The organism is Streptomyces sp. Y7, from assembly GCF_043195415.1.
GTDB lineage: Bacteria > Actinomycetota > Actinomycetes > Streptomycetales > Streptomycetaceae > Streptomyces.
The window spans coordinates 36912-63811 of the sequence record NZ_JBIDDQ010000022.1 but is presented as its reverse complement, the minus strand read 5'-3'; the positions used below and the strand labels follow the sequence as shown (position 1 = coordinate 63811).

General features: G+C 69.9%; 28 protein-coding genes. 9 read left to right on the top strand and 19 right to left on the bottom strand.

Going from position 1 to position 26900, the window contains the following annotated elements; genetic code table 11:
* Positions 1–33: 33 nt before the first annotated feature.
* From rdgB to ACGFW6_RS35215, 4 genes are all read right to left on the bottom strand, one after another.
* Positions 34–636 carry an RdgB/HAM1 family non-canonical purine NTP pyrophosphatase gene (gene rdgB / locus ACGFW6_RS35230; protein WP_393519321.1) on the bottom strand — a complete coding sequence of 201 codons (603 nt, stop codon included), beginning with the start codon at positions 634–636 and terminating at the stop codon, positions 34–36.
* Between the two features lie 189 nt (positions 637–825).
* On the bottom strand, positions 826–1230 hold the full coding sequence (locus ACGFW6_RS35225) for a hypothetical protein (RefSeq protein ID WP_393519319.1): 405 nt from the start codon (positions 1228–1230) through the stop codon (positions 826–828).
* A gap of 148 nt (positions 1231–1378) precedes the next feature.
* The gene (gene rph / locus ACGFW6_RS35220; RefSeq protein WP_393519316.1) at positions 1379–2134 is read right to left on the bottom strand and encodes a ribonuclease PH; all 756 of its coding nucleotides are present in this window, start codon (positions 2132–2134) and stop codon (positions 1379–1381) included.
* A gap of 75 nt (positions 2135–2209) precedes the next feature.
* Positions 2210–2443, bottom strand: a complete 234-nt coding sequence (locus tag ACGFW6_RS35215) for a glucose PTS transporter subunit EIIB (protein WP_030945941.1) — start codon at positions 2441–2443, stop codon at positions 2210–2212.
* Between the two features lie 149 nt (positions 2444–2592).
* Here ACGFW6_RS35215 and ACGFW6_RS35210 point away from each other — a divergent pair, with 149 nt between their 5' ends.
* Positions 2593–3885 carry a PTS transporter subunit EIIC gene (locus ACGFW6_RS35210; protein WP_393519312.1) on the top strand — a complete coding sequence of 431 codons (1293 nt, stop codon included), beginning with the start codon at positions 2593–2595 and terminating at the stop codon, positions 3883–3885.
* A 123-nt stretch (positions 3886–4008) separates the two neighbouring features.
* The gene (locus ACGFW6_RS35205; protein ID WP_393519310.1) at positions 4009–5262 is read left to right on the top strand and encodes a PTS transporter subunit EIIC; all 1254 of its coding nucleotides are present in this window, start codon (positions 4009–4011) and stop codon (positions 5260–5262) included.
* A gap of 102 nt (positions 5263–5364) precedes the next feature.
* Here ACGFW6_RS35205 and ACGFW6_RS35200 read toward each other — a convergent pair whose 3' ends face one another.
* Positions 5365–6117, bottom strand: a complete 753-nt coding sequence (locus ACGFW6_RS35200) for an MBL fold metallo-hydrolase (RefSeq protein ID WP_393519308.1) — start codon at positions 6115–6117, stop codon at positions 5365–5367.
* 275 nt (positions 6118–6392) lie between these two features.
* On the opposite strand from ACGFW6_RS35200, the gene ACGFW6_RS35195 reads away from it, so the two are divergent.
* Positions 6393–6899 carry a type II toxin-antitoxin system PemK/MazF family toxin gene (locus ACGFW6_RS35195; protein ID WP_393519306.1) on the top strand — a complete coding sequence of 169 codons (507 nt, stop codon included), beginning with the start codon at positions 6393–6395 and terminating at the stop codon, positions 6897–6899.
* A 40-nt stretch (positions 6900–6939) separates the two neighbouring features.
* On the opposite strand, the gene ACGFW6_RS35190 is transcribed toward ACGFW6_RS35195, so the two are convergent.
* The 7 genes from ACGFW6_RS35190 to clpS form a co-directional block, all read right to left on the bottom strand.
* Positions 6940–7890 carry a PLP-dependent cysteine synthase family protein gene (locus ACGFW6_RS35190; RefSeq protein WP_393519304.1) on the bottom strand — a complete coding sequence of 317 codons (951 nt, stop codon included), beginning with the start codon at positions 7888–7890 and terminating at the stop codon, positions 6940–6942.
* Positions 7891–7895: 5 nt separating this feature from the next.
* A complete protein-coding gene (locus tag ACGFW6_RS35185; protein ID WP_393519302.1) occupies positions 7896–8174 on the bottom strand; it encodes a MoaD/ThiS family protein in 279 nt (92 codons plus the stop codon).
* A gap of 113 nt (positions 8175–8287) precedes the next feature.
* Entirely contained in the window at positions 8288–8383 is a 96-nt protein-coding gene (locus tag ACGFW6_RS35180; protein WP_316959376.1) for a putative leader peptide, read from the bottom strand.
* Between the two features lie 98 nt (positions 8384–8481).
* Positions 8482–8904 carry a Mov34/MPN/PAD-1 family protein gene (locus tag ACGFW6_RS35175; RefSeq protein ID WP_393519299.1) on the bottom strand — a complete coding sequence of 141 codons (423 nt, stop codon included), beginning with the start codon at positions 8902–8904 and terminating at the stop codon, positions 8482–8484.
* Positions 8905–9133: 229 nt separating this feature from the next.
* The gene (locus tag ACGFW6_RS35170; RefSeq protein ID WP_393519297.1) at positions 9134–10570 is read right to left on the bottom strand and encodes an amino acid permease; all 1437 of its coding nucleotides are present in this window, start codon (positions 10568–10570) and stop codon (positions 9134–9136) included.
* A 339-nt stretch (positions 10571–10909) separates the two neighbouring features.
* Positions 10910–11518, bottom strand: coding sequence for a DUF2017 domain-containing protein (locus ACGFW6_RS35165; protein WP_393519295.1), 609 nt, complete (start codon positions 11516–11518; stop codon positions 10910–10912).
* 12 nt (positions 11519–11530) lie between these two features.
* Positions 11531–11848: an ATP-dependent Clp protease adapter ClpS gene (clpS, locus tag ACGFW6_RS35160; RefSeq protein WP_190074556.1), complete on the bottom strand. Its 318-nt coding sequence runs from the start codon at positions 11846–11848 to the stop codon at positions 11531–11533.
* 92 nt (positions 11849–11940) lie between these two features.
* Between clpS and ACGFW6_RS35155 the strand changes: the two genes are divergently transcribed.
* Together ACGFW6_RS35155 and ACGFW6_RS35150 are read left to right on the top strand one after the other, a co-directional pair.
* A complete protein-coding gene (locus ACGFW6_RS35155) occupies positions 11941–13299 on the top strand; it encodes a nicotinate phosphoribosyltransferase (protein WP_393519293.1) in 1359 nt (452 codons plus the stop codon).
* Between the two features lie 139 nt (positions 13300–13438).
* Positions 13439–14029, top strand: a complete 591-nt coding sequence (locus ACGFW6_RS35150; RefSeq protein ID WP_393519291.1) for an isochorismatase family protein — start codon at positions 13439–13441, stop codon at positions 14027–14029.
* 279 nt (positions 14030–14308) lie between these two features.
* Here ACGFW6_RS35150 and ACGFW6_RS35145 read toward each other — a convergent pair whose 3' ends face one another.
* Both ACGFW6_RS35145 and ACGFW6_RS35140 read right to left on the bottom strand, forming a co-directional pair.
* On the bottom strand, positions 14309–14680 hold the full coding sequence (locus ACGFW6_RS35145; RefSeq protein ID WP_393519289.1) for a hypothetical protein: 372 nt from the start codon (positions 14678–14680) through the stop codon (positions 14309–14311).
* Positions 14681–14838: 158 nt separating this feature from the next.
* Positions 14839–17187 carry an immune inhibitor A domain-containing protein gene (locus tag ACGFW6_RS35140; RefSeq protein ID WP_393519287.1) on the bottom strand — a complete coding sequence of 783 codons (2349 nt, stop codon included), beginning with the start codon at positions 17185–17187 and terminating at the stop codon, positions 14839–14841.
* Between the two features lie 388 nt (positions 17188–17575).
* On the opposite strand from ACGFW6_RS35140, the gene ACGFW6_RS35135 reads away from it, so the two are divergent.
* On the top strand, positions 17576–17833 hold the full coding sequence (locus ACGFW6_RS35135; RefSeq protein WP_393519285.1) for a hypothetical protein: 258 nt from the start codon (positions 17576–17578) through the stop codon (positions 17831–17833).
* A 6-nt stretch (positions 17834–17839) separates the two neighbouring features.
* On the opposite strand, the gene ACGFW6_RS35130 is transcribed toward ACGFW6_RS35135, so the two are convergent.
* Both ACGFW6_RS35130 and ACGFW6_RS35125 read right to left on the bottom strand, forming a co-directional pair.
* Positions 17840–18502: an RDD family protein gene (locus ACGFW6_RS35130; RefSeq protein ID WP_393519283.1), complete on the bottom strand. Its 663-nt coding sequence runs from the start codon at positions 18500–18502 to the stop codon at positions 17840–17842.
* Between the two features lie 90 nt (positions 18503–18592).
* Positions 18593–20143 carry an RDD family protein gene (locus ACGFW6_RS35125; RefSeq protein WP_393519281.1) on the bottom strand — a complete coding sequence of 517 codons (1551 nt, stop codon included), beginning with the start codon at positions 20141–20143 and terminating at the stop codon, positions 18593–18595.
* 591 nt (positions 20144–20734) lie between these two features.
* On the opposite strand from ACGFW6_RS35125, the gene ACGFW6_RS35120 reads away from it, so the two are divergent.
* Positions 20735–21148 (top strand): SsgA family sporulation/cell division regulator, encoded by a 414-nt coding sequence (locus tag ACGFW6_RS35120; protein ID WP_393519279.1) that lies wholly within the window; start codon positions 20735–20737, stop codon positions 21146–21148.
* Positions 21149–21159: 11 nt separating this feature from the next.
* Here ACGFW6_RS35120 and ACGFW6_RS35115 read toward each other — a convergent pair whose 3' ends face one another.
* The gene (locus tag ACGFW6_RS35115) at positions 21160–22566 is read right to left on the bottom strand and encodes an FAD-binding oxidoreductase (RefSeq protein ID WP_393519277.1); all 1407 of its coding nucleotides are present in this window, start codon (positions 22564–22566) and stop codon (positions 21160–21162) included.
* A gap of 104 nt (positions 22567–22670) precedes the next feature.
* On the opposite strand from ACGFW6_RS35115, the gene ACGFW6_RS35110 reads away from it, so the two are divergent.
* The gene (locus ACGFW6_RS35110; RefSeq protein ID WP_393519275.1) at positions 22671–24134 is read left to right on the top strand and encodes a tetratricopeptide repeat protein; all 1464 of its coding nucleotides are present in this window, start codon (positions 22671–22673) and stop codon (positions 24132–24134) included.
* A gap of 55 nt (positions 24135–24189) precedes the next feature.
* Here ACGFW6_RS35110 and ACGFW6_RS35105 read toward each other — a convergent pair whose 3' ends face one another.
* Positions 24190–25062, bottom strand: coding sequence for a Teichoic acid biosynthesis protein C (Precursor) (locus ACGFW6_RS35105; RefSeq protein ID WP_393519272.1), 873 nt, complete (start codon positions 25060–25062; stop codon positions 24190–24192).
* A gap of 68 nt (positions 25063–25130) precedes the next feature.
* Positions 25131–26276, bottom strand: a complete 1146-nt coding sequence (gene hppD / locus ACGFW6_RS35100; protein WP_393519269.1) for a 4-hydroxyphenylpyruvate dioxygenase — start codon at positions 26274–26276, stop codon at positions 25131–25133.
* Positions 26277–26403: 127 nt separating this feature from the next.
* Between hppD and ACGFW6_RS35095 the strand changes: the two genes are divergently transcribed.
* Complete coding sequence (locus ACGFW6_RS35095; RefSeq protein WP_393519266.1) at positions 26404–26883, top strand: Lrp/AsnC family transcriptional regulator; 480 nt, start codon at positions 26404–26406, stop codon at positions 26881–26883.
* Positions 26884–26900 lie beyond the last annotated feature (17 nt).

Sequence of the window (26900 nt, the reverse complement as noted above, 5' to 3'; positions counted from 1 at the left end):
TTCACTTCTTAGGCGCGGGGCCTGTCCGCCCAGTCAGCCCACCAGCTCCCGCACCACCGGCACCAGTGCCCGGAACGCCTTGCCCCGGTGACTGATGGCGTTCTTCTCCTCGGGGTTCAGCTCGGCGCAGGTCCGGCTCTCGCCCTCCGGCTGCAGGACAGGGTCGTACCCGAAGCCGTTGGTGCCGGCCGGTACCTGGCGCAGGATGCCCCTGAGCTGTCCCTCGACCACGCGCTCCGTGCCGTCGGGCAGGGCGAGTGCGGCGGCGCAGGCGAAGTGGGCGCCGCGGTGGGCCTCGTCGATGTCGGAGAGCTGGGCCAGCAGCAGGTCCAGGTTGGCCTTGTCGTCGCCGTGCCGGCCGGCCCAGCGGGCCGAGAAGATGCCGGGGGCGCCGTTGAGGACGTCGACGCAGAGCCCGGAGTCGTCGGCGACGGCGGGCAGTCCGGTCGCCCGCGCCAGGGCGTGGGCCTTCAGCAGCGCGTTCTCGGCGAAGGTGACGCCGGTTTCCTTGACGTCGGGGATCTCCGGGTAGGCGTCCGCGCCGACGAGCTCGTGGTCGAGACCTGCGTCGGCGAGGATCGCCCGGAGCTCGATGATCTTTCCGGCGTTGCGGGTGGCGAGGATGAGGCGGGTCATGGCAACACAGTAGCCAGGCAGCCCCGGACGCCCCAAGGCGGCCGCGGAGCGGTCGATAGGGGCGCGGGGAACTGCGCGACCAGCCACGACGGGCCTGCGGCCGCACGCCGACGGAACCGGGGCCGACCGCCGACGGAACCGGGGCCGCCTGCCGACGGAACCGGGCAGATGAGTCGCGTCGGCGCGGCGTTACGGCGTGCAGACCTTCGTCAGCTCGCCGGCCGCGTCCGTGATCCCGCTGATGTCGGGCGTGGTGTCACCGTTCTCGACGGCCGTCTGGACCTCGAGTAGGGCCTTGCGCATGTCCGCGGTCGCCTTGTCGAGGTCGGCGTTGTCCGTCTTGCTGCCGATCTCGTCGAGGTTGTCCCCGATGGACACGATCGCCTCGTCGATCTGCGTGGGGTCGTTCGAGGCGTTGTCCACGGCCTGCTGGAGTTCCGTGACACTGTCGGCGACTGCCTCGGCGGTCTGGACGCAGTCCAGTGCCTTGTTGACGGCGTCGCAGCCGGTGGTCAGCCCGGCCGTCAGTCCTACCGCCGCGATCGTGGCGGCGGCTATGGCGATACGGCTCCGGCGTCGTCGGCTCGTGGCCATGCTTGACGTTCCCCTCCCTGCACAGGCCCCGCAGGCCCCCCGTGCTCACTGGCCGGGCGCACAGCGGTGTGCCGTACGCCCGTACCCCTAGTGACGCCGGGGAAGGCCGCGTGGTTGCCCGAAGCGGCGGCTCTTCTTGGCGCGCCCTTTACTTTTCGAGGACGGTATCAAGCGCCTTGCGCTGGAGGTCCGCCAGCTCCCCGCAGCCCGAAACGGCCAGGTCCAGCAGGGCGTTGAGCTCCTCGCGCGCGAAGGGCTCGGCCTCGGCGGTGCCCTGGACCTCGACGAAGCGGCCGTCGCCGGTGCAGACGACGTTCATGTCGGTGTCGGCCTTCACGTCCTCCTCGTAGCGGAGGTCGAGGAGCGGGACGCCGTCGACGATGCCGACCGAGACGGCGCTGACGGTGCCGGTGAGCGGCTTGCGGCCGGGCTTGATCAGCTTCTTGCCCTGGGCCCAGGCGATGGCGTCGGCGAGGGCGACGTAGGCGCCGGTGATGGCGGCGGTGCGGGTGCCGCCGTCGGCCTGGAGGACGTCGCAGTCGAGGACGATGGTGTTCTCGCCGAGCGCCTTGTAGTCGATGACCGCGCGCAGGGAGCGGCCGATGAGGCGGCTGATCTCGTGGGTGCGGCCGCCGATCTTGCCGCGGACGGACTCGCGGTCGCCGCGGGTGTTGGTGGCGCGGGGCAGCATGGCGTACTCCGCGGTGACCCAGCCCTCTCCGCTGCCCTTGCGCCAGCGCGGGACGCCTTCGGTGAAGGAGGCGGTGCACAGGACCTTCGTGTCACCGAAGGAGACGAGGACGGAGCCCTCCGCGTGCTTGCTCCAGGCGCGTTCGATGGTGACCGGCCGGAGCTGTTCGGGGGTGCGCCCGTCGATGCGGGTCGTTGAGGAGGTAGCTGCCATGGCGTGAGCCTAGCCCCACACGGGGAAGGGGCCCCTGTCGCGGTGGACGGGGGCCCCTTCGGTGAGCTGCGTCGCTCACATCATGTCTTCGATCTCCGCGGCGATCGGGTCGGCGTCGGTGCCGATGACGACCTGGATGGCGGTGCCCATCTTCACGACGCCGTGGGCGCCGGCGGCCTTCAGGGCGGACTCGTCGACCAGCGAGGCGTCACTGACCTCGGTGCGCAGCCGGGTGATGCAGCCCTCGATCTCCTCGATGTTGTCGATGCCACCGAGCCCGGCAACGATCTTCTCAGCCTTGCTGGCCATGTTCCTTCTCCCTGATCCGAACCGCTTTGTCGCAGTAACCCACAGTTGGCCCATCTTCGCGAGCGGTCATGCCGTGGGTGCCGAAGGATGGCGTTCACGACAGTGGAACCGTCGCCAACTGGTCTACACCACCTTACCGAGGGGCGTCCATGAGTGCCGACAGCTCCGCCATCAGTCCCGCGCGGGCGCGCTGGCACAAGTTCTTCCAGGGCCTGCAGAAGATGGGCCGCAGCCTTCAACTGCCCATCGCCGTCCTGCCCGCCGCCGGCATCCTCAACCGCCTCGGCCAGCCGGACGTGTTCGGGGACGACGGACTCGGCTGGACCGATGTCTCCAAGGTGATGGCGGGCGCGGGCGGCGCACTGCTGGACGGCTCGCTCGGGCTGCCGCTGCTGTTCTGCATCGGTGTGGCCATCGGCATGGCGAAGAAGTCCGACGGTTCGACGGCGCTGGCGGCGGTCGCGGGGTTCCTCGTCTACTACAACGTGCTGCGCCAGTTCCCGGAGGACTGCCCGGAGGGCTCGAAGGCGGTCCCCAACGTCGGCTGTCAGCTGCAGGACGGGACGGTGACGGTCTTCGAGTACCAGAATCCGGGTGTCTTCGGCGGCATCGTCATCGGTCTGCTGGCCGCCTTCTTCTGGGCCCGTTACCACCGTACGAAGCTGGTGGACTGGCTCGGCTTCTTCAACGGCCGGCGGCTCGTCCCCATCATCATGGCGTTCGTGGCGATCGCGTTCGCGGCGCTGTGCCTGTGGGTGTGGCCGCCGATCGGTGACGCGCTGGAGAGCTTCAGCGACTGGATGAGCGACCTGGGTTCCTGGGGCGCCGGTGTCTTCGGCATCGCCAACCGTGCGCTTCTGGTCGTCGGGCTGCACCAGTTCCTCAATGTGCCCATCTGGTTCCAGTTCGGCACCTACACCAAGCCGGACGGCACGGTCGTGCACGGCGACATCAACATGTTCCTCGCGGGCGACCCGGACGCCGGCCAGTTCACCTCGGGCTTCTTCCCGATCATGATGTTCGCGCTGCCCGCGGCGGCCCTCGCCATGACCCACTGCGCCAGGCCGAGCCGCCGTAAGGAGGTCGGCGGCCTGATGCTGTCGGTGGCCCTGACGTCCTTCGTCACCGGCATCACGGAACCGATCGAGTACTCGTTCCTGTTCGTCGCGCCGCTGCTGTACGCGGTGCACGCGGTGCTGACCGGTGCGTCGATGGCGGTCACCTGGGGCCTGGGCGTGCACGACGGCTTCAGCTTCTCGGCCGGTCTGATCGACTACATCATCAACTGGAACCTGGCGACGAAACCGTGGGCGATGATTCCGATCGGCCTGTGCTTCGCGCTCGTCTACTACGTGATCTTCCGCTTCGCGATCACGAAGTTCGATCTCAAGACGCCGGGCAGGGAGCCCGAGGACCAGGTCGAGGACGTCACAAAGGGCTGATTTAGGGCTTGATAACGGTCCAGAAAACCCTTGGGAATCGCGGGTTCCTTATCTCACCTTCATCGTGCTACAACAGGTCTACACCACTGAGTGGTGTAGACCACCACCCGATGGAGGAAGTCTATGAGCACCGCCACCTCGCCAACGGCGGCCCCCACAAAGAAGTGGGGATCCGGTCTTTTCCAGGGCCTTCAGAAGGTCGGCCGCAGCCTGCAGCTGCCGATCGCCGTGCTTCCGGCCGCAGGTCTCCTGCTCCGCTTCGGCCAGCCCGACGTGTTCGGCGCGGACGGGCTCGGCTGGGACAAGGTCGCGGCCGTGTTCGCCACCGCCGGTGGCGCGATCTTCGACAACCTGCCGATGCTGTTCTGCATCGGTGTGGCGATCGGCTTCGCCAAGAAGTCGGACGGCTCGACCGCCCTGGCCGCGCTCGTCGGCTTCCTTGTCTACAGCAACGTGCTGAAGGCGTTCCCGGTCACCGAGGCCAAGGTGCAGGCCGGCGCGGACATAGCCGCGACCTACAACAACCCCGGTGTCCTCGGCGGCATCATCATGGGTCTGCTGGCCGCCGTGCTGTGGCAGCGCTACCACCGCACCAAGCTGGTGGACTGGCTCGGCTTCTTCAACGGCCGCCGTCTCGTCCCGATCATCATGGCCTTCGTCGGCACCGTCATGGGTGTCTTCTTCGGCCTGGTGTGGGAGCCGATCGGTGAGGTCATCGCCGACTTCGGCGAGTGGATGACCGGTCTCGGCGCCGTCGGCGCGGGTCTGTTCGGTCTGATCAACCGCGCGCTGATCCCGGTCGGCATGCACCAGTTCGTGAACACCGTCTCCTGGTTCCAGCTCGGCGACTTCAAGGACGCCGCCGGTGAGATCGTGCACGGCGACCTGAACCGCTTCTTCGCCGGTGACCCGACCGCCGGTCAGTTCATGTCGGGCTTCTTCCCGATCATGATGTTCGGTCTGCCGGCCGCCGCCATCGCCATCGCGCACTGCGCCCGCCCCGAGCGTCGCAAGGCCGTGATGGGCATGATGATCTCGCTCGCCCTGACGTCCTTCGTCACCGGTGTCACCGAGCCCATCGAGTTCGCGTTCATGTTCATCGCCCCGGTGCTGTACGTGATCCACGCGGTCCTGACCGCCCTGTCGATGGCGATCACCTGGGCGCTCGGCGTCCACGCGGGCTTCACCTTCTCCGCGGGCTTCATCGACTACGCGCTCAACTGGAACCTGGCGACGAAGCCATGGCTCATCATCCCGATCGGCCTCGTCTTCGCCGCGATCTACTACTCCGTCTTCCGCTTCGCCATCACGAAGTGGAACCTCCCCACCCCGGGCCGCGAGCCCGAGGAGGAGCTGGAGGACCTCACCAAGGCGTGAGGCCGAGCCGTACGGCATGACGAAGGCCCCGGAACCGGGAAGGTTCCGGGGCCTTCTTCGCGCATACGGGCCTGAACCCCGTACGGGCCGTGTTCTCGAAGGCTAGATCTCGTACGTGCGCCTCGGCACCGCGAGTTCCACCGGACCGTCGTAGACCTCACGCGCGTCGGCCAGATTGACCTGGGGGTCGGTCCACGGCGGGATGTGGGTGAGGACCAGACGGCGGGCGCCCGCGCGGGCCGCCGACTGACCTGCCTCACGACCGTTGAGGTGCAGGTCGGGGATGTTCTCCTTGCCGTGCGTGAAGGCGGCCTCGCACAGGAACAGATCCGCGTCGCGGGCGAGTTCGTCCAGGGCGGTGCTGATGCCCGTGTCACCCGAGTAGGTCAGCGTCTTTCCACCGTGCTCGATGCGGATGCCGTACGCCTCCACCGGATGGGCCACGCGTTCGGTGTGCACCGTGAAGGGGCCGATCTCGAAGGTGGACGGCTTGACCGTGTGGAAGTCGAAGACCTCGCTCATGGACGAGGCGGTGGGGGTGTCGGCGTAGGCGGTGGTCAGGCGCTGCTCGGTGCCCTCGGGTCCGTAGACCGGGATCGGGTCGCAGCGTCCGCCGTCGTGCCGGTAGTAGCGCGCGACGAAATACGCGCACATGTCGATGCAGTGGTCGGCGTGCAGGTGGCTGAGGAAGATCGCGTCGAGGTCGTAGAGACCGCAGTGGCGCTGCAGCTCGCCGAGGGCGCCGTTGCCCATGTCGAGAAGCAGCCGGAAGCCGTCGGCCTCGACGAGGTAGCTCGAGCAGGCCGATTCCGCGGACGGGAACGACCCCGAGCAGCCGACGACGGTGAGCTTCATGAAACAGAAACCTCCGCTGGCGGGAAATCCAGAAGATCGGGAATTGGGGCTTCGGGGGTCGTGCGGTTTGTCGAGCGTAAGGCGCAAAACCTCCGGTCGCTCCTCCGCAAAGGTCTGTTGTGGGCGAACTCACCTGTGGTGTCACGCGTTCGGCTGGATATGGGACCCGAGTAACGGCAGGTGCGTGCGAAGCACTCGCACACGGTCGTGGCAAAGGGCAAAGAAGGCGGGGAAGAGGGCGCGCGCGGGCCGGGGCGCGCCGGTACCTTCTCCTCATGGACACGTCCTGGTGGCTGGCGCTCGCGGCGGTGGTACTGCTCGCGCTGATCGCCACGCTCGTGGACGGATGGGGGCGCGGCAGCCGGCCCAGGAGCCGTCGGACCCGCCCGCCGGGACGGCCCGCGGGGCGCGCGTCGGCGCGGCCGGAGCCCGCGGAGATCTGGTGGGCGCGAGTGCCCTACGAGGACGGGCCGGGGTCGAAGGGCGCGGTGCCCGGCGCCTCGGGCGCGGCGGTGGCGGCAGACGGGCGGGCCAAGGACCGGCCGTGTCTGGTGCTGGCGGTGCGCGGGCAGCAGGTGACCGTCGCGAAGATCACCAGCAAGTACCGCGCCGAACGCTACGGAGTGATCCCGCTGCCGCCGGGCGCGGTCGGCGACGCCCGCGGCCGGGCGAGTTTCCTGGAGACCGGCGAACTGCGGAACGTACCGGTGTGGGAGTTCCGGCGGCGGGTGGGGGTGATGGACCCGGTCGTGTGGGACCAGGTCCGTCACCTCGCCGAATAGGCGCTCCGCCGGGTGGGAGCGGGGCCCTCGCGGGCACCGCTCAGGCCCAGAGCTGACCCTGGAGGGTCTCGATCGCTTCCTCGGTCGTGGCCGCCGTGTAGACGCCCGTCGAGAGGTACTTCCAGCCGCCGTCGGCGACGACGAACACGATGTCCGCGCTCTCCCCCGCCTTCAGCGCCTTGTTGCCGACGCCGATCGCCGCGTGCAGGGCGGCGCCGGTGGAGACGCCCGCGAAGATGCCCTCCTGCTGGAGGAGTTCACGGGTGCGGGTGACCGCGTCGGCCGAGCCGACCGAGAAGCGGGTGGTCAGGACGGAGGCGTCGTACAGCTCGGGGACGAAGCCCTCGTCGAGGTTGCGCAGGCCGTAGACCAGGTCGTCGTAGCGCGGTTCGGCGGCGACGATCTTCACGTCGGGCTTCTGCTCACGCAGGAAGCGGCCGACGCCCATCAGGGTGCCGGTGGTGCCGAGGCCGGCGACGAAGTGGGTGACGGAGGGGAGGTCGGCGAGGATCTCCGGGCCCGTCGTGGCGTAGTGGGCGCCCGCGTTGTCGGGGTTGCCGTACTGGTAGAGCATCACCCAGTCGGGGTGCTCGGCCGAGAGCTCCTTGGCGACCCGTACGGCGGTGTTGGAGCCGCCCGCGGCCGGGGACGAGATGATCTCCGCGCCCCACATGCCGAGCAGGTCGCGGCGCTCCTGCGAGGTGTTCTCGGGCATCACGCAGACCATGCGGTAGCCCTTGAGCTTGGCCGCCATCGCGAGCGAGATGCCGGTGTTGCCGCTGGTCGGCTCCAGGATCGTGCAGCCCGGGGTGAGGCGGCCGTCCTTCTCCGCCTGCTCGATCATGTGCAGGGCGGGGCGGTCCTTGACCGAGCCGGTGGGGTTGCGGTCCTCCAGCTTGGCCCAGATGCGGACGTCCTCGGACGGCGACAACCGCGGCAGGCGCACCAGAGGGGTGTTGCCCACCGCGGCGAGCGGGGAGTCGTAGCGCATTCGGATCAGGCCATGCCGCCGGCCACGGCCGGCAGGATCGTCACGTTGTCGCCGTCGGCGAGCTTGGTGTTGATGCCGTCGAGGAAGCGGACGTCCTCGTCGTTGAGGTAGACGTTGACGAAGCGGCGCAGCTGGTCGCCGTCCACGATGCGGGCCTGGATGCCCGTGTGCCGGGTCTCGAGGTCGGTGAACAGCTCGGCGAGGGTGTCACCGCTGCCCTCCACCGCCTTCTGACCGTCGGTGTAGGTGCGGAGGATGGTGGGGATGCGGACCTCGATGGCCATGGCTCAGGGCTCCTGTCGGGAGTAGTCAGTCGGGGGCGCGCGGCAGCGCAGTACAGCGGGGTGGTGCGTGTGAAGCGCCGCGGCTCACGGCCGGTCGGCGGCAGGGTGTCGCGTCAACAGATGGCGCTGGCGAGCCTGCACAGGTCGACGTGCAGCCGCGCCACGAGCAACATGCCCGGCGTCTTCTCGCTCACGTCGTGGAAAACCATGGGGTCATCGTATCGATTCCCGGTCCGGCTTTTGGAAGGTGATCCCACATCGCGGACGGTTGAGGGCCGGGGAGTGAGACCGCACTGTTCAGACCGGCTCAGTGGGCCTCGACGACCTTGACCTCCTCCTCCGCCACCTCGCCGTCGACGATCCGGTAGGAGCGGAACTGGAAGTCGCCGAGGCCGTCGGTGTCGGCGGTGGAGACCAGGACGTAGTGCGCGCCGGGCTCGTTGGCGTAGGAGATGTCGGTGCGCGAGGGGTAGGCCTCGGTGGCGGTGTGGGAGTGGTAGATGACCACCGGCTCCTCGTCGCGGTCGTCCATCTCGCGGTAGAGCTTGAGCAGGTCGCCGGAGTCGAACTCGTAGAACGTCGGCGACATGGCCGCGTTCAGCATCGGGATGAAGCGCTCGGGACGGTCCGAGCCGGCCGGGCCCGCGACGACGCCGCACGCCTCGTCGGGGTGGTCCTTGCGGGCGTGGGCGACGATCTGGTCGACGAGGGCCTGCGTGATGGTCAGCATGTGCGTCAGGATAAGCAACGGGCCGCCCCGTACCGAAGAGTGGTACGGGGCGGCCCACATGCCGGACGCCCTGAGCGGCAGCCACCGGGAGCGCCACGAGTGCTCCGGGGGCGGGACGTCCTGGAGGGGCAGATCGGCAACGCCCTGAAGGGGCGCGGGGAACTGCGCGACCGGCCACAGCGGAGCCGCGGACGACCGATGGCCCCGCGCGGCCTTTACAGCGAAGCGCCTAGCCGACCTTCTCGAGCTCCGGCTCGCCCCCGCGCTCCCCGAGCTGCGGGTTACGGCGCTTGAGGACCGCCCAGCCGATGCCCAGGGCGACGGCCCAGCCGGCCGCGACGTACAGGCAGACCCGCGCGTCCTTGTCGTACGCGATCATGAAGGTCACGCCGATGAGGAAGAGAAGCGCGACCCAGCTGAAGAGCGCACCGCCGGGAGCGGGGAAGGACGAGGCACGCAGCCGGCCCGCGTCGACCGCGGCGCGGTAGCGGATGTGACTGACGAGGATCATCATCCACGTCCAGATGCCGGCCGCGGTGGCGACGGAGGTGACGTAGAGGAACGCCTTCTCCGGGACGACGTAGTTCAGGACCACACCGATGCCCATGAGCGCCACGGAGACCGTGATGCCGATGGCGGGCGTCTTGCGGGAGTTGAGCTTGCCGAACGCCTGCGGGGCCTCGCTGTTGGCGGCCAGGTCGCGCAGCATGCGGCCGGTCGAGTACATGCCCGAGTTGCAGGAGGAAAGGGCCGCGGTGAGCACCACGAAGTTCACGATGCCCGCGGCGAGCGGGATGCCGATCTTGCCGAACGCGTGGACGAAGGGGCTCTCGCCCGCGGAGAACTCGGTCCACTTCACGACGGACAGGATGACCAGCAGGGCACCGACGTAGAAGACGATGATGCGCCAGGGCAGCGTGTTGATGGCCTTGGGCAGGGTCTTCTCGGGGTTCTCGGACTCGCCCGCGGTGACGCCGACGAGCTCGACGGCGAGGTAGGCGAACATGACGCCCTGGAGCGTCATCAGGCTGGAGCCGATGCCGTTCGGGAAGAAGCCGTCGTGCGCCCAGAGGTTGGAGACGGTGGCGGTGTCACCGGCGTCGGAGAAGCCGAGGGTGAGCACGCCGAGGCCGATGACGATCATGCCGATGATGGCCGTGACCTTGATCATCGAGAACCAGAACTCGACCTCGCCGAAGATCTTGACGGAGATCAGGTTCACACCGAAGAGCACCACCAGGAACACCAGGGCGCTGACCCATTGCGGGATCTCGGGGAACCAGAAGTGGATGTAGATCGCGGCGGCGGTGAGCTCGGCCATGCCGGTGACCACCCACATGAGCCAGTACGTCCAGCCCGTGACGAACCCGAAGAAGGGGCCGAGGAATTCGCGGGCGTACTCGGCGAAGGAGCCGGAGACGGGCCGGTAGAGCAGCAGCTCGCCCAGGGCCCGCATGATGAAGAAGATGACGACGCCCGCGAGGGCGTACATGAGGATGATGCTGGGGCCGGCCTTCGCGATGTTCGCTCCGGCACCCATGAAGAGGCCGACGCCGATGGCGCCGCCGATCGCGATCATCTGGACCTGACGGCTGCCGAGACCCCGCTCGTACCCCTCTTCCGGGGTACCCGTGGCCTTCTCGTCAGTGACCTTCGCAGAGGTCATGTGTTGTGCGCCTTTCTCCATGCCGACCCGGACCTTCGTCGGCCCCGGATCGGGTCTCGATCCCCCCGGATTGCTGGAGCTGTGCCCTGCCGACGATCCGTCGGCCCTGTGGCGCACCCGGCCGAACATTCGGGTGGTGCTCGGCGGGCGTCGTGAAGATTTATCACGGCCTTAACCGTGATCGGGGGCGCTTCGTGTGGCGCATCGCACAGGAAGAAGCGGACAAACGAGACTGCCGCCCCCATAGCGGGTGGCGGCAGTGACGCGATCGTTATCCGGATTTGAGCGTCCGCTGAGCGAACACAAAATCGTCACACTTCAGCACAAGACGGTCGCGAACTACGGCATGAGCGTGGCGACCAGCGTCTCCTGGAGCCCTCCGAGCCACAGGTAGGCCATCACCATCGGCTTGCGCGGATCCTCGTCCGGGAGCCGGTAGAGCAGATCGGTGTCGTCCTCGTCGGCGATCTCCAGCCGGGAGCCGATGGCCAGGCGCAGGTCGTTCAGCGCGCCGAGCCACTGCTGGGACTCCTCGACGGAGAGCTTGAGCACGGCGCCGCCCTCACCGGCGGAGGCGGTGCTCAGCGAGTCCAGGCAGCGCACCACGGTGAGGGCGTTGTCCCGCTTGCCCGACCGCAGGTCGTTCTCGGTGTAGCGGCGGAATTCCGCGGAGTACGCCCGCTGCTCCTCGGCCTCCTTGGCCTGCGGAGTGCCGTCGGGGTCGCCGTAGGCGTCCGGGAAGAGGCGCTTGAGGACCGGGTCGGCCGGCGGTTCGCTCGGGCCCTCGGCGAACAGCTCGGCGAGCGGGTCGTCGGGGGCGTCCTCGGCGGGGCCGGGGCCGATGAGCTCCAGGAGCTGCACGGCCAGCGACCGGATGATGGAGATCTCGACGTCGTCGAGGGCGACGGCCGCGCCGCCGCCGGGGAGCGGTTCGAAGGTTCCTGGCATGAAGACGATTCGCTACTTCCGGTCCTGCTGCAGGGTGGCCCACAGACCGTAGCCGTGCATCGCCTGCACATCGCGTTCCATCTCCTCGCGACTACCGCTGGAGACGACCGCCCGGCCTTTGTGGTGGACATCGAGCATGAGCTTGGTCGCCTTGTCCTTCGTGTACCCGAAGTACGACTGGAAGACGTAGGTCACATAGCTCATGAGGTTGACCGGGTCGTTGTGCACGATCGTGACCCAGGGGACGTCCGGCTCGGGTACGGCGAAGGTCTCCTCCGCCGATTCGGTGCGTTCGATCTCTACGGGAGCGGGTGACGTCACAGTGCCCATGCTGCCACCGCAGGGGGGTGGTCGCACAAATCCCCGCCGAACTCCCGGGACCAAATCGTCAGACTGACGAAATGGGGGTACCATCGGTTGCCATGAACACAGCGGACCTTGGGCTGCCGGTGGACGTTCCCTCGACAGCGCTCTTCACGGACCAGTACGAGCTCACGATGCTTCAGGCCGCCCTGAAGGCGGGCACCGCCGAGCGGCGGAGCGTGTTCGAGGTCTTCACCCGGCGGCTGCCGGAGGGCCGGCGCTACGGCGTCGTGGCCGGCACCGGCCGAGTCCTGGACGCCGTCGAGAACTTCCGCTTCGACGCGGACGTCCTCGGCTTCCTGCGCGAGGGGAGGATCGTCGACGAGCAGACCCTGGCCTGGCTCGCGGACTACCGGTTCTCCGGTGACATCTGGGGCTACCCCGAGGGGGAGGTCTACTTCCCCGGCTCGCCGATCATGCGGGTGGAGGGCACCTTCGCCGAGTGCGTGCTGCTGGAGACGGTGATCCTCTCCATCCTCAACCACGACTCCGCGATCGCCGCCGCCGCCTCCCGCATGTCGTCGGCGGCCGGCACCCGCCCGCTCATCGAGATGGGCGCCCGCCGCACCCACGAGCTGGCCGCCGTGGCCGCCTCCCGCGCCGCCTACGTCGGCGGCTTCACCTCCACGTCCGACCTGGCCGCCGGCTTCCGCTACGGCATCCCCACGGTCGGCACCAGCGCCCACGCCTTCACCCTGCTGCACGACCGCGAGCGGGACGCCTTCCAGGCCCAGGTCAACTCCATGGGCCGCGGCACCACGCTGCTCGTGGACACCTACGACGTCGCCGAGGCGGTCCGTACGGCCGTGGAGGTGGCCGGGCCCGAGCTGGGCGCTGTCCGTATCGACTCCGGTGATCTGCTGCTGGTCGCGCACCGGGTCCGCCAGCAGCTCGACGAGCTGGGCGCGACCGGCACCCGGATCATCGTGACCTCCGACCTGGACGAGTACGCCATCGCCTCGCTGGCGGCGGCGCCGGTGGACGCGTACGGCGTCGGCACCCAGCTGGTGACCGGCTCCGGGCACCCGACCTGCTCGATGGTCTACAAGCTGGTCGCCCGCGCCGAGTCCACCGAGGCCGGCGCACCGCTGCTGCCGGTCGCGAAGAAGTCGACCGGGGGCAAGACCTCCATCGGGGGCCGCAAGTGGGCCGCGCGGCGCCTGGACGAGTACGGCGTCGCGGAGAGCGAGGTCATCGGCACGGCGGCGGTGCCGGCGGAACTCGCCGACCGGCAGCTGCTGGTCGAGCTCGTCAAGGGCGGGACCGTGGTGGCCCGGGAGCCGCTGGACGCCGTACGGGACCGGCACGCGGCCGCGCGCGCGAACCTGCCGCTGTCCGCCACGCAGCTCTCGCGCGGGGAACCTGTCATTCCGACCGAGTATGTCAACGGGCGCTCGGGGAGCTCCGCGGGGGCGTGAAGCGAGCGCGCCCGGCGTGCTCACCCCATGCCCCCTCCCGCACCGCACCCGAAGTCTCTAGGCTCGGAAGTTCACCGGCCGGGCCGGCACCGATTTTCAGCGTCCCGACCCCAGCGTCCATAACCGAAGGACACCGACCATGCGCCGCGCCTTGATCGTCGTAGACGTGCAGAACGACTTCTGCGAGGGAGGCAGCCTCGCCGTGGCCGGCGGTGCCGACGTGGCCGCCGCCGTCACCGAGCTGATCGGGCAGGCGGCCGGGTCCGGCTACCAGCATGTCGTGGCCACCCGCGACCACCACATCGCGCCGGGCGGTCACTTCTCCGCCCACCCCGACTTCCGGCACTCCTGGCCGGCGCACTGCGTCGCGGGCACGGAGGGGGTCGGGTTCCACCCGAACTTCGCCCCCGCGGTGGCCTCGGGCGCGATCGACGCGGTCTTCGACAAGGGGGCGTACGCGGCGGCGTACAGCGGGTTCGAGGGGGCCGACGAGAACGGCGTGAAGCTGGCGGACTGGCTGCGGGCCCGGGAGGTCTCGGAGGTGGACGTGGTGGGCATCGCCACGGACCACTGCGTGCGGGCTACCGCGCTGGATGCGGCGCGGGAGGGGTTCCGTACGCAGGTGCTGCTGGATCTGACCGCGGGGGTGGCCACGGAGACCACTGAGCGGGCACTCGAGGAGATGCGCGAGGCGGGGGTCGAGCTGTCCGGGAAGCCGGTCGTGGCGTAGCCGGTCCGCCCGACGGGGGTGCCGCGGTCGGCCGTCCGGCGGCTGCCGCGTCGTCGTGGCCGTTCGCGCAGTTCCCCGCGCCCCCAGGGCGTGGCCGCCGCCCGTGGCTCAGAGGGCGCCGGTGCTTCGTGTGCCCGGGGGCGTGGCTGCAGCCCGTGCCTCAGGGGCGCCCGCTGCTGCCTGCGGCCCAGGGGGTGCCGGTGCCGCTCCTGCGTGGCCCAGGGGGTGCCGGGCTGCTCCTGCGTGGCCCAGGGGGTGCCGGTGCTGCTCCTGCGTGGCTCAGAGGGTGCCGGTGGTTTCCGTGCCCCAGGGCCTTGCCGTGGGTCTCCTCAGGAGTGCCCTGATCGGGTGCCACAGTTCCTGCATCAGGTCCGGGGCGGTGGCGACACCGTTGTCGGGGGCCGTTCGCCATATCAGGCCGTCGGGGTGGTGCAGGACGGCGGTGATCTCGTCCGGGGTGGGCGGAGCGGCGTTGCCCCGCAGGTAGACGGCGCGCATGCCCAGGTTGCGGAGCCTGGTCAGGGCTCGGGCGCGGTTCTGGGCGTGGACGAGGACACGGACGCAGCCCGTGCCGTCGGCGGTGGGTCTGGGCAGGTTCAGAGCCACCACCACGCTGCCGGTCGGCAGCTTGCAGAAACCTCCTGCGGCCATGCGGTCACACCCCCGTGCGAGTCGGTGTCAGGGTCGGTGCCGGTGCCGTCGCCGGCCCCGGTGTCAATAACGGAAGCACAGGGTGCACCTAAACACGAGCGGCGGCAACCCCGCCAGGGGGTTGCCGCCGATCATGCTCTGACCTGCAATGATGCCGATTACTTCACCGCAGGAGCGACCTCGAGCTCGATCGTGGAGCCGTCCTTGGCCTCCTTGACGATCTTGATCTTGGTGTTGGTGTCAGTGATCTTGACACCGGCGGTCGGGGTCAGCGCGTCGTAGTACGTGTGGGTGCGGTCGTTGAAGACCGACACCCCCGGACGCGACGGGATCTTGGTCAGCGCGTCGGCGTTGTGCAGGTTGATGCCGTCCGTGCGGAACTTGCTGAACGGGGAGTCGAAGGACTGGATGCGGTTGCGCATCACCGTGCCGTCGGCCCACTTCAGCGCCGCCGGGTGCGAGTCGATCGGCAGGACCAGGCCGACACCGGGGTGGACGCTGGTGTTGTTGTCCGCCTGGGAGGTGTCCCACTTCCAGATCAACAGACCGTTCTGGTACGGGTAGTGCTCCACCCAGTCCGGACGGGTCGTCGCGAAGCCGAAGTTGTACGGGCCGGTCTTCAGGACCTTGTCGTACGAGACGTACTGACGGTTCTCGGCGATGTAGTACTGGGCGTAGTCGTCCGTGATGGACGCGCCGATGCGGGAGAAGCCCTTGGTCTTCCAAGCGGCGTCCGCGCTCTCGGCGTTGTCGGAGAACAGCGCCGTGCCGTCGGCCGTCACGGTGATCTGGTCGGCCGCGAAGCCCTTCTGGGCCACGCCGCCGTCGGTCTGGTAGCGGAAGCGCAGGTCGACCTTCTTGCCGGCGTAGGCGTCCAGCGGGAAGACCAGCTTCTTGTACGCGTCGACCGTGCCGGTGAGCGCCGGCTTGCCGCTGGCGTCCTTCGGGATGGCCGCACCGTCGACGGTGCCGTCGACGGCCGTCCAGTTGGCGCCGCCGTCGGTCGAGACCTCGGTGTAGAGGTAGTCGTACTCGGCCTCGATGTCGTACCAGCCGTCCAGCGTCAGCGAGGCGGAGGTCTTGCCCGTGAGGTCCACGGAACGGGTCAGGGTGTTGGCGAGGTTGTCACCGCTGCCGCTCCACCACTGGTTCGCGCCCTGCGCCGGCGCCACGATCGTCGTGGTGACCCGCTTCTTGGGCAGCTCGACCACAAGACCCTGCTTGTGCTTGGTGTTGTACTCGGCGACACCCAGCTTGTGCCACGAGCTCGTGGCGGCCTTGGCCGTGTCGTACTTGAGCCAGCCCAGCTGGAGCTTGTCCCAGGCGGTCATGTCGCCCGGCAGGTCACCGATCTCGTTCTTGCCGGTGCCGAGCCAGGAACCGGAGGACATCAGGGTCCAGAAGCCGGTGGAGTTGTCGCCGTTGCCGGTGGTGTCGTAGTGGTCCGGCAGGCCGAGGTCGTGGCCGTACTCGTGGGCGTAGACACCCAGGCCGCCGTTCTCGGGCTGGACCGTGTAGTCGCCGACCCAGACGCCGGTGTCGCCGATCTTCGCGCCGCCCAGCTTGTTGCCGGCGGGGCCGGTGGCACCCGCGTCGGTGCCGAACGCGTACCAGCGGTGGGCCCAGATGGCGTCGGTGCCCTGCGCGCCGCCGCCCGCGGACTCGTCCTCACCGGCGTGCACGACCTGGAAGTGGTCGATGTAGCCGTCGGCCTCGTTGAAGTCGCCGTCACCGTCGAAGTCGTAGCGGTCCCACTGGTCGAACTGCTTGACGTCCGCCTTGATCTCGGCGTCGGTCTTCCCAGCCGCCTTCTGCTGGGCGACCCACGCGTTCAGACCGTCGCTGACGACGTTCCAGACGCTGGAGCAGTTGGTCTGGCCGCAGGCGTTGTTGCCGTAGCGGGCCTCGTTATAGGGGACCTTGACCCAGTCGGCGACCTCGCCCTCGACCGAGTAGCGGCCCGAGGACTGCTTCTCGTAGTACTTCTTCACCGACTCGGTCTTCTTGCCGGTGCCGAAGTAGAGGTCCTCGTAGTGCTTCTGGTTGTAGTCCTTCTTCCACGCCGTGGAGTTGTCCAGGGCGCGGTCGGGCTCGGCTATCTGGTTGTGGGCCGGGCCGGGGGTGCCGCCGAACTCGCTGAGCTTGTCGCCGAACTCGACCAGGATCGTGAAGATCTTGTCGGTCTTCTCGCGCCCGAGCTCGACGTACTTGCTGTCGCCCTTCTTGCTCTTGAGCTGGACGACCTGCGAGCCCTCGCGCTTGGTCACCTTGGCGTCGCCGGATATGACCTGGTTCAGGGCTTCCTCGCGCTGGGCCTCCTGAGTCTTGCTCATCGGGCCGTCGAGGTTGTGCTCGGCGTGGGTGTTGTCCGCCGGGTCGTGCCGCTCCACGGAAGCCGGCGCGCCTTCGTCGGCCTGCGCCACCGCGAAGGTCGAGAACGTGGCCGCCGCCGTGGCGAGCGCGACGGCGGTCGCCGCCGTTCTGAACGTCCAGGGTCTACTGGTCACTTGAGATCCTCCCCCGCGCCGGGCGCGCGGAAGGAGGGTCCTGGTCATGGAGGATCCGCGCGCGGGATCAACGCGTGTAGTCAAGTGACGACATTTGACTAGAGGTTAAGCAGAAAAAACAGACCTTGACTTGAACAGGTCAATTGCATTATGCGGAGTTGGTGTTCGTTTAGCGAACAACGATCTTTGACGAACGGGCGCGTGCCGCCGTCCACTTGCTGGACGCCATGACTCCGTGCGCCCCCTGTGCACCGGCACTGTTGGTTAGGTCACGCTTACGGTTTGTTCCTCTCGGGCATGCACGCGGTTAGAGTCGGATGGCGGAACGCCCGGACGTCGGCGCAAAGCCAGGCCGAGACCCCCGTGCACCCCTGATTCCGAGGACACGATGATCATGCCTCGTCCGACTGCCGCACAGCTCTCCTACGGCTCGTGCACCGTGATCTTCTCCACGCTCGCCATGCTGCTGCTGTCACAGACCAGTTCGGGTGTGGGGATCGCGGTCATCGCCGTAGCGGCGCTCATGCTCGGCCTCCTGGTCGCCATGACGGTGCCGATCCCGAAGAAGACCCGCGTGGTGACGGTGCGCAAGCCCGTCGGCGCGGAACAGGAGAAGGCCGAGGAGCCCGCACTCTCGCAGTCCTGACATCCGTCAGCTGCCGGTGCTGACCACCACTGTCTTCGCCGCCTTGTCGTGCAGACCCTGTTTGTAGGGCCGGTCGAAGTAACTCCAACCGCCGCAGATCGCCGTCCAGATGCAGGCACAGCAGAACGCGAACGGGATCCACAGGACCGCCGCGCGGATCAGTGAGTTCTGCACGGACGGCGTGGCGCCGTTGTCGAGGTTGGCCACCCGCAGCTTGAACAGCCGCTTGCCGAGGGTCTGTCCGTCCCGGACCGTCATGACGGTGTCGTAGGCGATGTAGAGCACGGCAGCGATCGCCGACTGGCCGAGGGACTTGCCGTACTCCACCTTGTCGGTGTCCACGTCGAGTTCGGTGACGCCGAATCCCCAGGTGAGCAGCCAGACCACGACACCCACCAGGATCATGTCGAGGATGCGGGCGATCGTGCGTTTGCCGCTGTCGGCCAGCGGGGGCATCCCGGCGAGGGGGTCGCTGGGGTAACCGCCGCCGCCGTACGGGTCACCGCCGTAGGGACCACCACCGCCACCCGGCGGAGGCGGGGGCTGGCCGCCGTACGGAGGCTGATCACCGTACGGCGAACCCGAGCCCCCGGGCGGCGGGGGCTGCTTCCTGAACCTGTCGTCTTCCGGGGGCTGCTGCCCGGAACCGGGAGGCGGTTCGCTGCTCATGGCCCCGAGTCGACCGCGAACCCCGCGCTTTCGCATCCGGCGCGGGGCCGTCCGGAGTACGTAAATCCCCCGGGACGTACGCCGTACGGGTCAGCCCGCGACGAACGTATGCGCAGCCTTGTCGTGCCAGCACTGGTGCCACGGACGGTCGAACACGCACCACAGGACACCGACGACGCCGATGACGAGGAGGCCGGGGACGCTGTACACGAGCCAGCGGCGCAGGGCGGCGCCGAACTGCGGAGGCTCGTGGCCCTCGATGTCCCGCACCTCCAGGCCGAGCACCTTCTTGCCCAGGGTGCGGCCCCACTTGGCGGTGGGCAGCGCCTCGTAGACCACGCCGAACAGGAGCAGCACGGCCAGGATGACGCTGAGATACACGGACGTGGTGCCGTCCAGCAGCCAGACGGTGACCGTCTCGCCGGACAGCTTCGCGGCGTCGATCTTGTCGTTGACGTGGTCGATGGCCTTGGTGCCGAGCGGCACGGCGACCACCGCGGTGACGGCGGCCAGCACGACGGTGTCGAGCAGCCGGGCGGCCAGCCGCTTGCCGAGGTTGGCGGGGCGGGCGGCGGCCTGACGCATGGCGGCGGCCTGGAAGGGGTCCAGGGTCGGGGGCTTCCAGGGGGCGACGGGCTGGTCCTCGTCGGACGGGCCCGCGAGCCGGTGGACCTGCTGCGCCCAGGAGGACTGACCGCCGCCGGCGCCCGCGGCCATGGGCGTGCCGGAACCGGCGGCCTGCTGCTGCGGGCCGGCGGCCTGACGGGGAACGCTCGGAGCGGCCTGCTGCGGGCCGGGGACGCCTCCGGGGGTGCCGGCGGGCGCCTGGGCGGCGGACCCGGCTCCAGCGGCCGCCTGGGCCGGTGGCTGGGCCGTCCCGGCGCGTTCCGCGGCGGCCTTCCCCGCGCCGAAGCCGGGGCCCTGCGGGGCACCGGCCGCGCCGGGGCGCTCTGCGTCCGCACGTGCGGCGCCCGGGACGGCGGACGCGCCCGTGCCACCGGTCTGCGCCCCGGCCGCCCCGCCCTGCTGCCCCGTGCGCGGGGACACGGCGCGGATCGCCATGGTGCCGTCGGCGGGGGCGGGGCCACCGGGGCCGGGGATACCGGGAGCGGCCTGGCTCGCGGCGCCGGCGACGGGCCTGCGGATCATGAACGTGTCACCTGAGGCGACACCGCCGGAGTCCGCGGCCGGCTCGGCGGGCGGGATCGACGCCGTGCCGTCGGCGCGGGCGGCGTGGCCGTCCGGCTGGGCCGCCGTGCGCGGATCCCGCGGGTCGGGTTCGGGCTGCCCCCAGGAGACCCGGCGGTCCTGGTCGCCGCCGAAGCCGGACTGGTGCCCGGAGTCGGCGCCCCAAGCGGACGCCGGCTCGGGGCGGCTGCCGTGCTGGGCTCCGCCCGGTGCGGACCCGGCGGCCGGCTCCTCGTCGAAGAAGTGCGGGCCGGTCTCCTCCACCGAGGGCGGCTGGGACGGCTGCGCACCCGGCGGCGGCGCGAGCGTCTCGCCGTCCGTGGGTGCCGGACGGCTGGTGCCCGGCACCCAGGAGGCACCGTTCCAGTACCGGACATATCCAGGAATGGACGGGTCCGGGTAATACCCATCGCGGGGCCGGTCGTCACCGGGGGCCGGGGTAGGGGCGCTCATGTCCGTCGTCCGGTATCTGCTCGTGGGTCAAATGAGGGCCTCCACATCTATCAGACCGGCGCGCCAACCACCGCCGGTCCCGCCGGACCCGCCCCTTTCCAGGCAACCTCGTACACGTACTGCACACGAGCGGGACTCCGGTGCGGTATGCCGACGACACCACTCACTCGCGGCGGCTGCTCGGACAACGGCGGTCTCGCTCTGTCGGCTGGGGGTCCGGGGGTCACCCCCCGGGAAAGCACAGCCAGGCAACCTCGTACACGTACTGCACACGAGCGGAACTCCGGTGCGGTAGGCCGACGACACCACCCCGGGACCACCCACCCGCGGCGGCTGCTCGGAGACCGGCGGTCTCACTCCGTCGGCTGGGGGTCCGGGGGTCACCCCCCGGGAAAGCACAGCCAGGCAACCTCGTACACGTACTTCACACGAGCGGAACTCCGGTGCGGTAGGCCGACGACACCACCCCTGCGGGATCGGGCCGGAAAAAGTCGGGGGAAGTCGCGTAATGGTCCGCGGCCCCGCTCCCTCTCCACTCGTACGAGCCCGTCCGTGCGGCTCGCACGCGTCGCGAGAGAGGAAACGAACGCCATGCATCACACCGTCGTGGAGCGCGAACTGGAGTTGCGGCTCATCCTGTCGCCGGAGCGCAGTGTGCCGGTGCCGGCGCGGCTGGGTTATCGCAGCGACGATCCGTACGCCGTGCACGTCACCTTCCACATCAACTCCGAGCAGCCCGTGTTCTGGACCTTCTCCCGCGATCTGCTCGTCGAGGGGGTGTTCCGGCCGTGCGGGCACGGGGACGTGCGGGTGTGGCCGACGAAGGCCGAGGGCCGCAGTGTGGTGCTGATGGGGCTGAGCTCGCCCGACGGCGACGCCCTCCTGGAGGCACCCGCGGCGCAGGTGTCGGCCTGGCTGGAGCGGACGCTGCGGCTGGTGCCTCCGGGAACCGAGGGCGAGCAGCTGGGGATCGACGACGCGCTCGACCAGCTGCTCGCCCAGTGAGGTGCGGGACGTCAGAAGAGCTTGCCCGGGTTCAGGATGTCCAGCGGGTCGAAGACCTGCTTGATGCCCCGCTGCATCTCGATCCCGACGGGGCCGATCTCGCGCGCCAGCCACTCCTTCTTCAGGACACCCACGCCGTGCTCGCCGGTGATCGTGCCGCCGAGTTCCAGGCCGAGGGCCATGATCTCGTCGAAGGACTCGCGGGCGCGCCGGGACTCGTCGGGGTCCGACGCGTCGAAGCAGACGGTCGGGTGGGTGTTGCCGTCACCGGCGTGCGCGACGACGCCGATGGTCAGCTGGTGCTTCTCCGCGATCCGCTCGACGCCCTCGATGAGGTCGCCGAGCCGCGAACGGGGCACGCACACGTCGTCGATCATCGTCACGCCCCGCACCGCCTCCAGCGCGGTCAGGGACAACCGCCGCGCCTGGAGGAGGAGTTCGGACTCGGCGGCGTCGTCCGCCGGGACCACCTGGGTGGCGCCGGCCGCCTCGCACAGCGCGCCGACGGCGGCCAGGTCGGCCGCGGGGTCCGGGGTGTCGAAGGCGGCCAGCAGGAGGGCCTCGGTGCTCTCCGGCAGCCCCATGTGCGCGAGGTCGTTCACCGCCTTGACCGTCGTACGGTCCATGATCTCCAGCAGTGACGGAACGTGCCCGCCGGCCATGATCCGGCACACCGCGTCGCAGGCGGCGGCCGCGGACGCGAACTCGGCGGCCAGCACCAGCTGCTGCGGCGGCTGCGGCCGCAGCGCCAGGACGGCCCGTACGACGATGCCGAGCGAGCCCTCGGAGCCGACGAACAGGCGGGTCATGTCGTACCCCGCGACCCCCTTGGCCGTGCGGCGGCCGGTCGTCATCAGACGGCCGTCGGCGAGGACGACGTCGAGGCCGAGGACGTACTCGGCTGTGACCCCGTACTTCACGCAGCACAGGCCCCCGGAGGCGGTGCCGATGTTGCCGCCGATCGTGCACATCTCCCAGCTGGAGGGGTCCGGCGGGTAGTACAGGCCGTGTTCGCCCACCGCGCGCGACAGGGCGGCGTTGATGACGCCGGGCTCGACGACGGCGATGCGGTCGACGGGGTTGATCTCCAGGATGCGGTCCATCCTGGTCAGCGACAGCACGATGCAGCCGTCGGAGGCGTTGGCCCCGCCGGACAGTCCCGTGCGGGCGCCCTGGGGGACGACCGGGACGCGCAGCTCGGTGGCGGTGCGCATGACGTGCTGGACCTCTTCGACGGTGCGCGGCAGCACCACCACCGCGGGGGCGCCGGCCGGGCAGAAGCTGGCCATGTCGTTGGCGTAGGAGGCCGTGATGTCGGGGTCGGTGAGGACGGCCTCCGCGGGCAGACCCGCGAGCAGCCGCTCGGTGAGGTCACCCCGGGCCTGGGCGGGTGCGGCTTCGATACGGCTCATGATCACAGCGTGACACCCGGGGCCATCGGTGTGAACCCCGCGTACGGCAGCCGACGTAAGGCGGGTGCGGTCGTCGTGTCGGCGCACCGGTTTCACGCACAGTGAGCGCCATGGAGAACGACGCCGTGGAGAACGGACAGGACGCGCGGCCGGGGTTCTGGCGTGTCCGACGGCGGGCGCTGCTCGCCTCGGTGGCGGGGTGTGCCGCGCTCGGCGGGCTGCTGACGCTGCTGCCGTGGGGGTCGGGCGGGACCGGGGCGCCCGAGCCGGCACCGGGGGCGCAGGCGCTGGCCGCGGTCACCACGGGCGTGAGGGCCGCGCTGCCCGATCTGGCGGTGCTGATCGACGAGCGGGAACGGCACGTGCGGGCCGCCCCGAGGGACGCCGAGTCGTGGGCCGTGCTGGGTGCGGCGTATGTGGAGCAGGGGCGCCGGACCTCGGATCCGGCCAACTACCCGAAGGCGGAACGGGCGCTGCGGACGTCCCTGAAGGTGCGGGCGAGCAACGCCGGGGCGCTGGACGGCATGGCGGCGCTGGCGAACGCGCGGCGGGACTTCCGGGCGGCGCGCACCTGGAGCGAGGCGGCCCTGAAGGCGGACCGCAAGCGGTGGGCGACGTATCCGCAGCTGATCGAGGCGCAGACCGGGCTCGGTGACTACAAGGCGGCGAAGCGGGCGCTGGACCGGCTGGTGCAGCTGCGCAAGGGGCCGGAGGTGCTGGCGTGGTCGGCGGGCGTGTACCGGGACCGGGGCTGGCGGGAGGACGCGGCGGCCGCGTTGTCGGACGCGGCGGCGGGAGCCGAGGCGCCGGCCGAGCGGGCGGCGTATCTGGAGCGGGGCGGTCAGCTCGCCTTCGAACGCGGTGACCTGGACGTGGCCCTGCGGTACTTCCAGGAGGCGGTGCGGCTCGACCCCGACCAGCGGGCCGCGCTCGCCGGACAGGGGCGGACGCTGGCCGCGCTGGGCCGTACGACGGAGGCGCTGAACGCCTACCGGGCGGCCTTCGCCAAGCAGCCGGATCCGCAGTACGCGCTGGAGCTGGGCGAACTGTACGAGTCGCTGGGGCTGGGGCAGGCGGCGCGGGTGCAGTACGACGCGCTGCGGGAGCGGGCGGCGCGGGCCGCGGCCGGCGGGGTGGACGAGGAGCTGGTGCTGGGCCGTTTCGAGGCGGACCACGGCGACCCGCGGTCCGCGGTGCGGCGGCTGCGGGCCGAGTGGCGCCGGCAGCCGGGGATCGCGGTGGCCGACGCGCTGGGCTGGGCGCTGCACCGGTCCGGCGAGGACAAGGAGGCGCTGAAGTTCGCGCGGGTGGCGACCGACCGGCAGCACGGGGGCGGGGTGCGCAGCGCGCTGTACGTGTACCACCTGGGGATGATCGAGCGGGAGCTGGAGATGCCGGGGGCCGCGCGCCGGCACCTCCAGGAGGCGCTGCGGATCAGTCCCCACTTCTCGCCGCTCCGGGTGCCGTTGGCGGAGCAGGCGCTCCGGGAGCTGGGCGAACCGTCGGTGGAGGACGTGCCGGACATGGACGCGGAGCCCGAGGAGGAGTCCGAGGGGAAGCCCGGGGAGGAGTGAGCCGGGCCGGCCTTCAGGGGCGGTGCGGCTTCTGTCAGGGGCGGTGCGGCTCGCATCAGGGGCGGTGCGGCTTGTAGTAGACGGAGAACTCGCGGGCGCCCACCGCTCCGGACGCGAAGCCCATGCACAGCCACGGTTTCGGTGTCCGCCGCACCGCGAGGCCCTCCGGCTCGCGGAAGGAGAGCGAGTGACCGGCCTCGGTGCGCTCGCGCTGGACCGGTTCGCCGGTGCGGATGTCGAGACAGGACACATGGGTGTCGCCGCGGCCCGCGGGCGGGTTGGTCCGCGGGTCGTAGGGCGTTCCGGCGAGCTGGTACAGGTGGTCGCCGTGCAGGGCGAACCCCTGGAAGGGGACCGTCGGGTCGGGGTGCGTGCCGGTCTGCGGGAAGTCGGCGAGGTGCACGCTGTAGTCGCCGGCGACGAAGGCGGCGAGGTCGTAGATCCGGTAGCGCGGCACGTCGTCGACCCGGTGGCGGACGGCGATACGGCCCGTCGCCTGGCAGACCGACGGCTGGTTGCCGGCCGAACCCGGGACCGGGAAGCGGACGTTGACGTCGGCAGCGGTACGGGTGGCGCCGGGGAAGAAGCGGAAGCGGGTGACCCCCCGGCCGTAGCCGCTGTCGCTCGCGGCGCACTCGGTCCAGATCCAGACGGTGCCGTCGGACGCGTGCTGCACGCCGATGCCCACGCCGTGCCCGAAGCCGCGCAGGTACATGTGGCCGAGGCGTTTTCCCCGGAGGTCGAGCCGGTTCAGGCACAGGTCGCCGGCCTCGGAGCCGCCCCGGACGATCTGAAGGACGTACAGGTGCTGGTTCGTCTCGTCGAAGGCGAAGGACTGCAGGACGGTGGGCTCCTTGAGCGTGGTCCGCCTCCACAGCCAGCGCTCGGACGCCACGGACAGGTCGAAGCGGTCCACCGTGTCCCTCACGGGTGTCTCCCCCCGTCGTGCGGATGCCCCCCGTGACACCCGCACGACTGGAGAAGCTCAGTGGGCCGTCACAGGTTCCCGCGCTTGGCCTGCTCCCGCTCGATCGCCTCGAACAGGGCCTTGAAGTTGCCCTTTCCGAAGCCCATCGAACCGTGCCGCTCGATGATCTCGAAGAAAACGGTCGGACGGTCCTGGACCGGCTTGGTGAAGATCTGCAGCAGGTAGCCGTCCTCGTCGCGGTCGGCGAGGATCTTCAGCTCGCGCAGGGTCTCGACGGGGACACGGGTGTCGCCGACCCACTCGCCGAGGGTGTCGTAGTACGAGTCGGGGGTGTCCAGGAACTGGACGCCGGCCGCGCGCATCGTCCGGACCGTCGCCACGATGTCGTTCGTGTTGAGCGCGATGTGCTGGACGCCGGCGCCGCCGTAGAACTCCAGGTACTCGTCGATCTGGGACTTCTTCTTGGCGATGGCGGGCTCGTTGATCGGGAACTTGACCTTGAGCGTGCCGTCGGCCACGACCTTCGACATCAGCGCGCTGTACTCGGTCGCGATGTCGTCGCCCACGAACTCCTTCATGTTCGTGAAGCCCATGACCTTGTTGTAGAAGCCGACCCACTCGTTCATCCGGCCGAGCTCGACGTTGCCGACGCAGTGGTCGATGGCCTGGAAGGTCCGGTGGGCGGGCGGCTCGACCATCGGCTTCGCCGCGACGAAGCCGGGCAGGTACGGGCCGTCGTAGCCGGCGCGCTCGACCAGGGTGTGCCGGGTCTCGCCGTACGTCGCGATGGCGGCCAGCACGACCGTGCCGTGCTCGTCCTTCACCTCGTACGGCTCGGCCACCGAGCGGGCGCCGTGTTCGAGGGCGTAGGCGTACGCGGCCCGCGCGTCCGGCACCTCGATCGCGAGGTCGACGACGCCGTCGCCGTGCTCGGCCACGTGCTGGGCGAGGAAGTGGCCCCAGGCGGTGGCGGGCTTGATGACGGAGGTGAGGACGAACCGGGCGGAGCCGTTCTCCAGCACATAGCTCGCGGTCTCGCGGCTGCCGTTCTCCGGTCCGGAGTAGGCCACGAGACGCATGCCGAAAGCGGTCGAGTAGTAGTGCGCCGCCTGCTTGGCGTTGCCCACGGCGAAGACGACCGCGTCCATTCCCTTGACCGGGAAGGGGTCGGCCTGCCGGGCGGTGTCGGGAGTGTGGTGTGTGGTCTGCGTCATAGGCGCAGCCTCACTCCGGACGGCAAGGTGCGCAATAGTTTGGTTTTTCACTGGACAATATGCACAGTGCAGGGTCCGTTTCTGCGGGCTGTCTGTACAGGATGACCACCCCACCAGGGAGGCTGCTGTGGCGATCGATCATCTGGACGGACGGATCATCGTGCTGCTGGCGCGCGAGCCGCGGATCGGGGTGCTGGAGATGTCCCGGCGGCTGGGGGTGGCCCGCGGGACCGTGCAGGCGCGGCTGGACCGGCTTCAGTCGAACGGAGTCATCCGCGGATTCGGTCCCCAGGTGGATCCGGCCGCGCTCGGCTATCCGGTCACCGCGTTCGCGACTCTCCAGATCCGCCAGGGGCAAGGGCCGGACGTACGCGCCCACTTGGCGACCGTGCCGGAGGTGCTGGAGCTGCACACCACCACCGGGACCGGGGACATGATGTGCCGGCTCGTGGCGCGCTCCAACGCCGATCTCCAGCGGGTGATCGACCGGGTTGTCGGCTTCGATGGGATCGTCCGGGCCTCCACCGCGATCGTGATGGAGAACCCGGTGCCGCTGCGGATCATCCCCTTGGTGGAGCAGGCGGCTCAGGACAGGGCCGACAACTAGCCCGCGACCCGGTGGGG

Coding starts and splice junctions, on each gene's coding strand:
- rdgB (WP_393519321.1), bottom strand. CDS start 636: ATGACCCGCCTCATCCTCGCCACCCGCAACGCCGGAAAGATCATCGAG.
- ACGFW6_RS35225 (WP_393519319.1), bottom strand. CDS start 1,230: ATGGCCACGAGCCGACGACGCCGGAGCCGTATCGCCATAGCCGCCGCC.
- rph (WP_393519316.1), bottom strand. CDS start 2,134: ATGGCAGCTACCTCCTCAACGACCCGCATCGACGGGCGCACCCCCGAA.
- ACGFW6_RS35215 (WP_030945941.1), bottom strand. CDS start 2,443: ATGGCCAGCAAGGCTGAGAAGATCGTTGCCGGGCTCGGTGGCATCGAC.
- ACGFW6_RS35210 (WP_393519312.1), top strand. CDS start 2,593: ATGAGTGCCGACAGCTCCGCCATCAGTCCCGCGCGGGCGCGCTGGCAC.
- ACGFW6_RS35205 (WP_393519310.1), top strand. CDS start 4,009: ATGAGCACCGCCACCTCGCCAACGGCGGCCCCCACAAAGAAGTGGGGA.
- ACGFW6_RS35200 (WP_393519308.1), bottom strand. CDS start 6,117: ATGAAGCTCACCGTCGTCGGCTGCTCGGGGTCGTTCCCGTCCGCGGAA.
- ACGFW6_RS35195 (WP_393519306.1), top strand. CDS start 6,393: ATGGACACGTCCTGGTGGCTGGCGCTCGCGGCGGTGGTACTGCTCGCG.
- ACGFW6_RS35190 (WP_393519304.1), bottom strand. CDS start 7,890: ATGCGCTACGACTCCCCGCTCGCCGCGGTGGGCAACACCCCTCTGGTG.
- ACGFW6_RS35185 (WP_393519302.1), bottom strand. CDS start 8,174: ATGGCCATCGAGGTCCGCATCCCCACCATCCTCCGCACCTACACCGAC.
- ACGFW6_RS35180 (WP_316959376.1), bottom strand. CDS start 8,383: ATGGTTTTCCACGACGTGAGCGAGAAGACGCCGGGCATGTTGCTCGTG.
- ACGFW6_RS35175 (WP_393519299.1), bottom strand. CDS start 8,904: ATGCTGACCATCACGCAGGCCCTCGTCGACCAGATCGTCGCCCACGCC.
- ACGFW6_RS35170 (WP_393519297.1), bottom strand. CDS start 10,570: ATGACCTCTGCGAAGGTCACTGACGAGAAGGCCACGGGTACCCCGGAA.
- ACGFW6_RS35165 (WP_393519295.1), bottom strand. CDS start 11,518: ATGCCAGGAACCTTCGAACCGCTCCCCGGCGGCGGCGCGGCCGTCGCC.
- clpS (WP_190074556.1), bottom strand. CDS start 11,848: ATGGGCACTGTGACGTCACCCGCTCCCGTAGAGATCGAACGCACCGAA.
- ACGFW6_RS35155 (WP_393519293.1), top strand. CDS start 11,941: ATGAACACAGCGGACCTTGGGCTGCCGGTGGACGTTCCCTCGACAGCG.
- ACGFW6_RS35150 (WP_393519291.1), top strand. CDS start 13,439: ATGCGCCGCGCCTTGATCGTCGTAGACGTGCAGAACGACTTCTGCGAG.
- ACGFW6_RS35145 (WP_393519289.1), bottom strand. CDS start 14,680: ATGGCCGCAGGAGGTTTCTGCAAGCTGCCGACCGGCAGCGTGGTGGTG.
- ACGFW6_RS35135 (WP_393519285.1), top strand. CDS start 17,576: ATGATCATGCCTCGTCCGACTGCCGCACAGCTCTCCTACGGCTCGTGC.
- ACGFW6_RS35130 (WP_393519283.1), bottom strand. CDS start 18,502: ATGAGCAGCGAACCGCCTCCCGGTTCCGGGCAGCAGCCCCCGGAAGAC.
- ACGFW6_RS35125 (WP_393519281.1), bottom strand. CDS start 20,143: ATGAGCGCCCCTACCCCGGCCCCCGGTGACGACCGGCCCCGCGATGGG.
- ACGFW6_RS35120 (WP_393519279.1), top strand. CDS start 20,735: ATGCATCACACCGTCGTGGAGCGCGAACTGGAGTTGCGGCTCATCCTG.
- ACGFW6_RS35110 (WP_393519275.1), top strand. CDS start 22,671: ATGGAGAACGACGCCGTGGAGAACGGACAGGACGCGCGGCCGGGGTTC.
- hppD (WP_393519269.1), bottom strand. CDS start 26,276: ATGACGCAGACCACACACCACACTCCCGACACCGCCCGGCAGGCCGAC.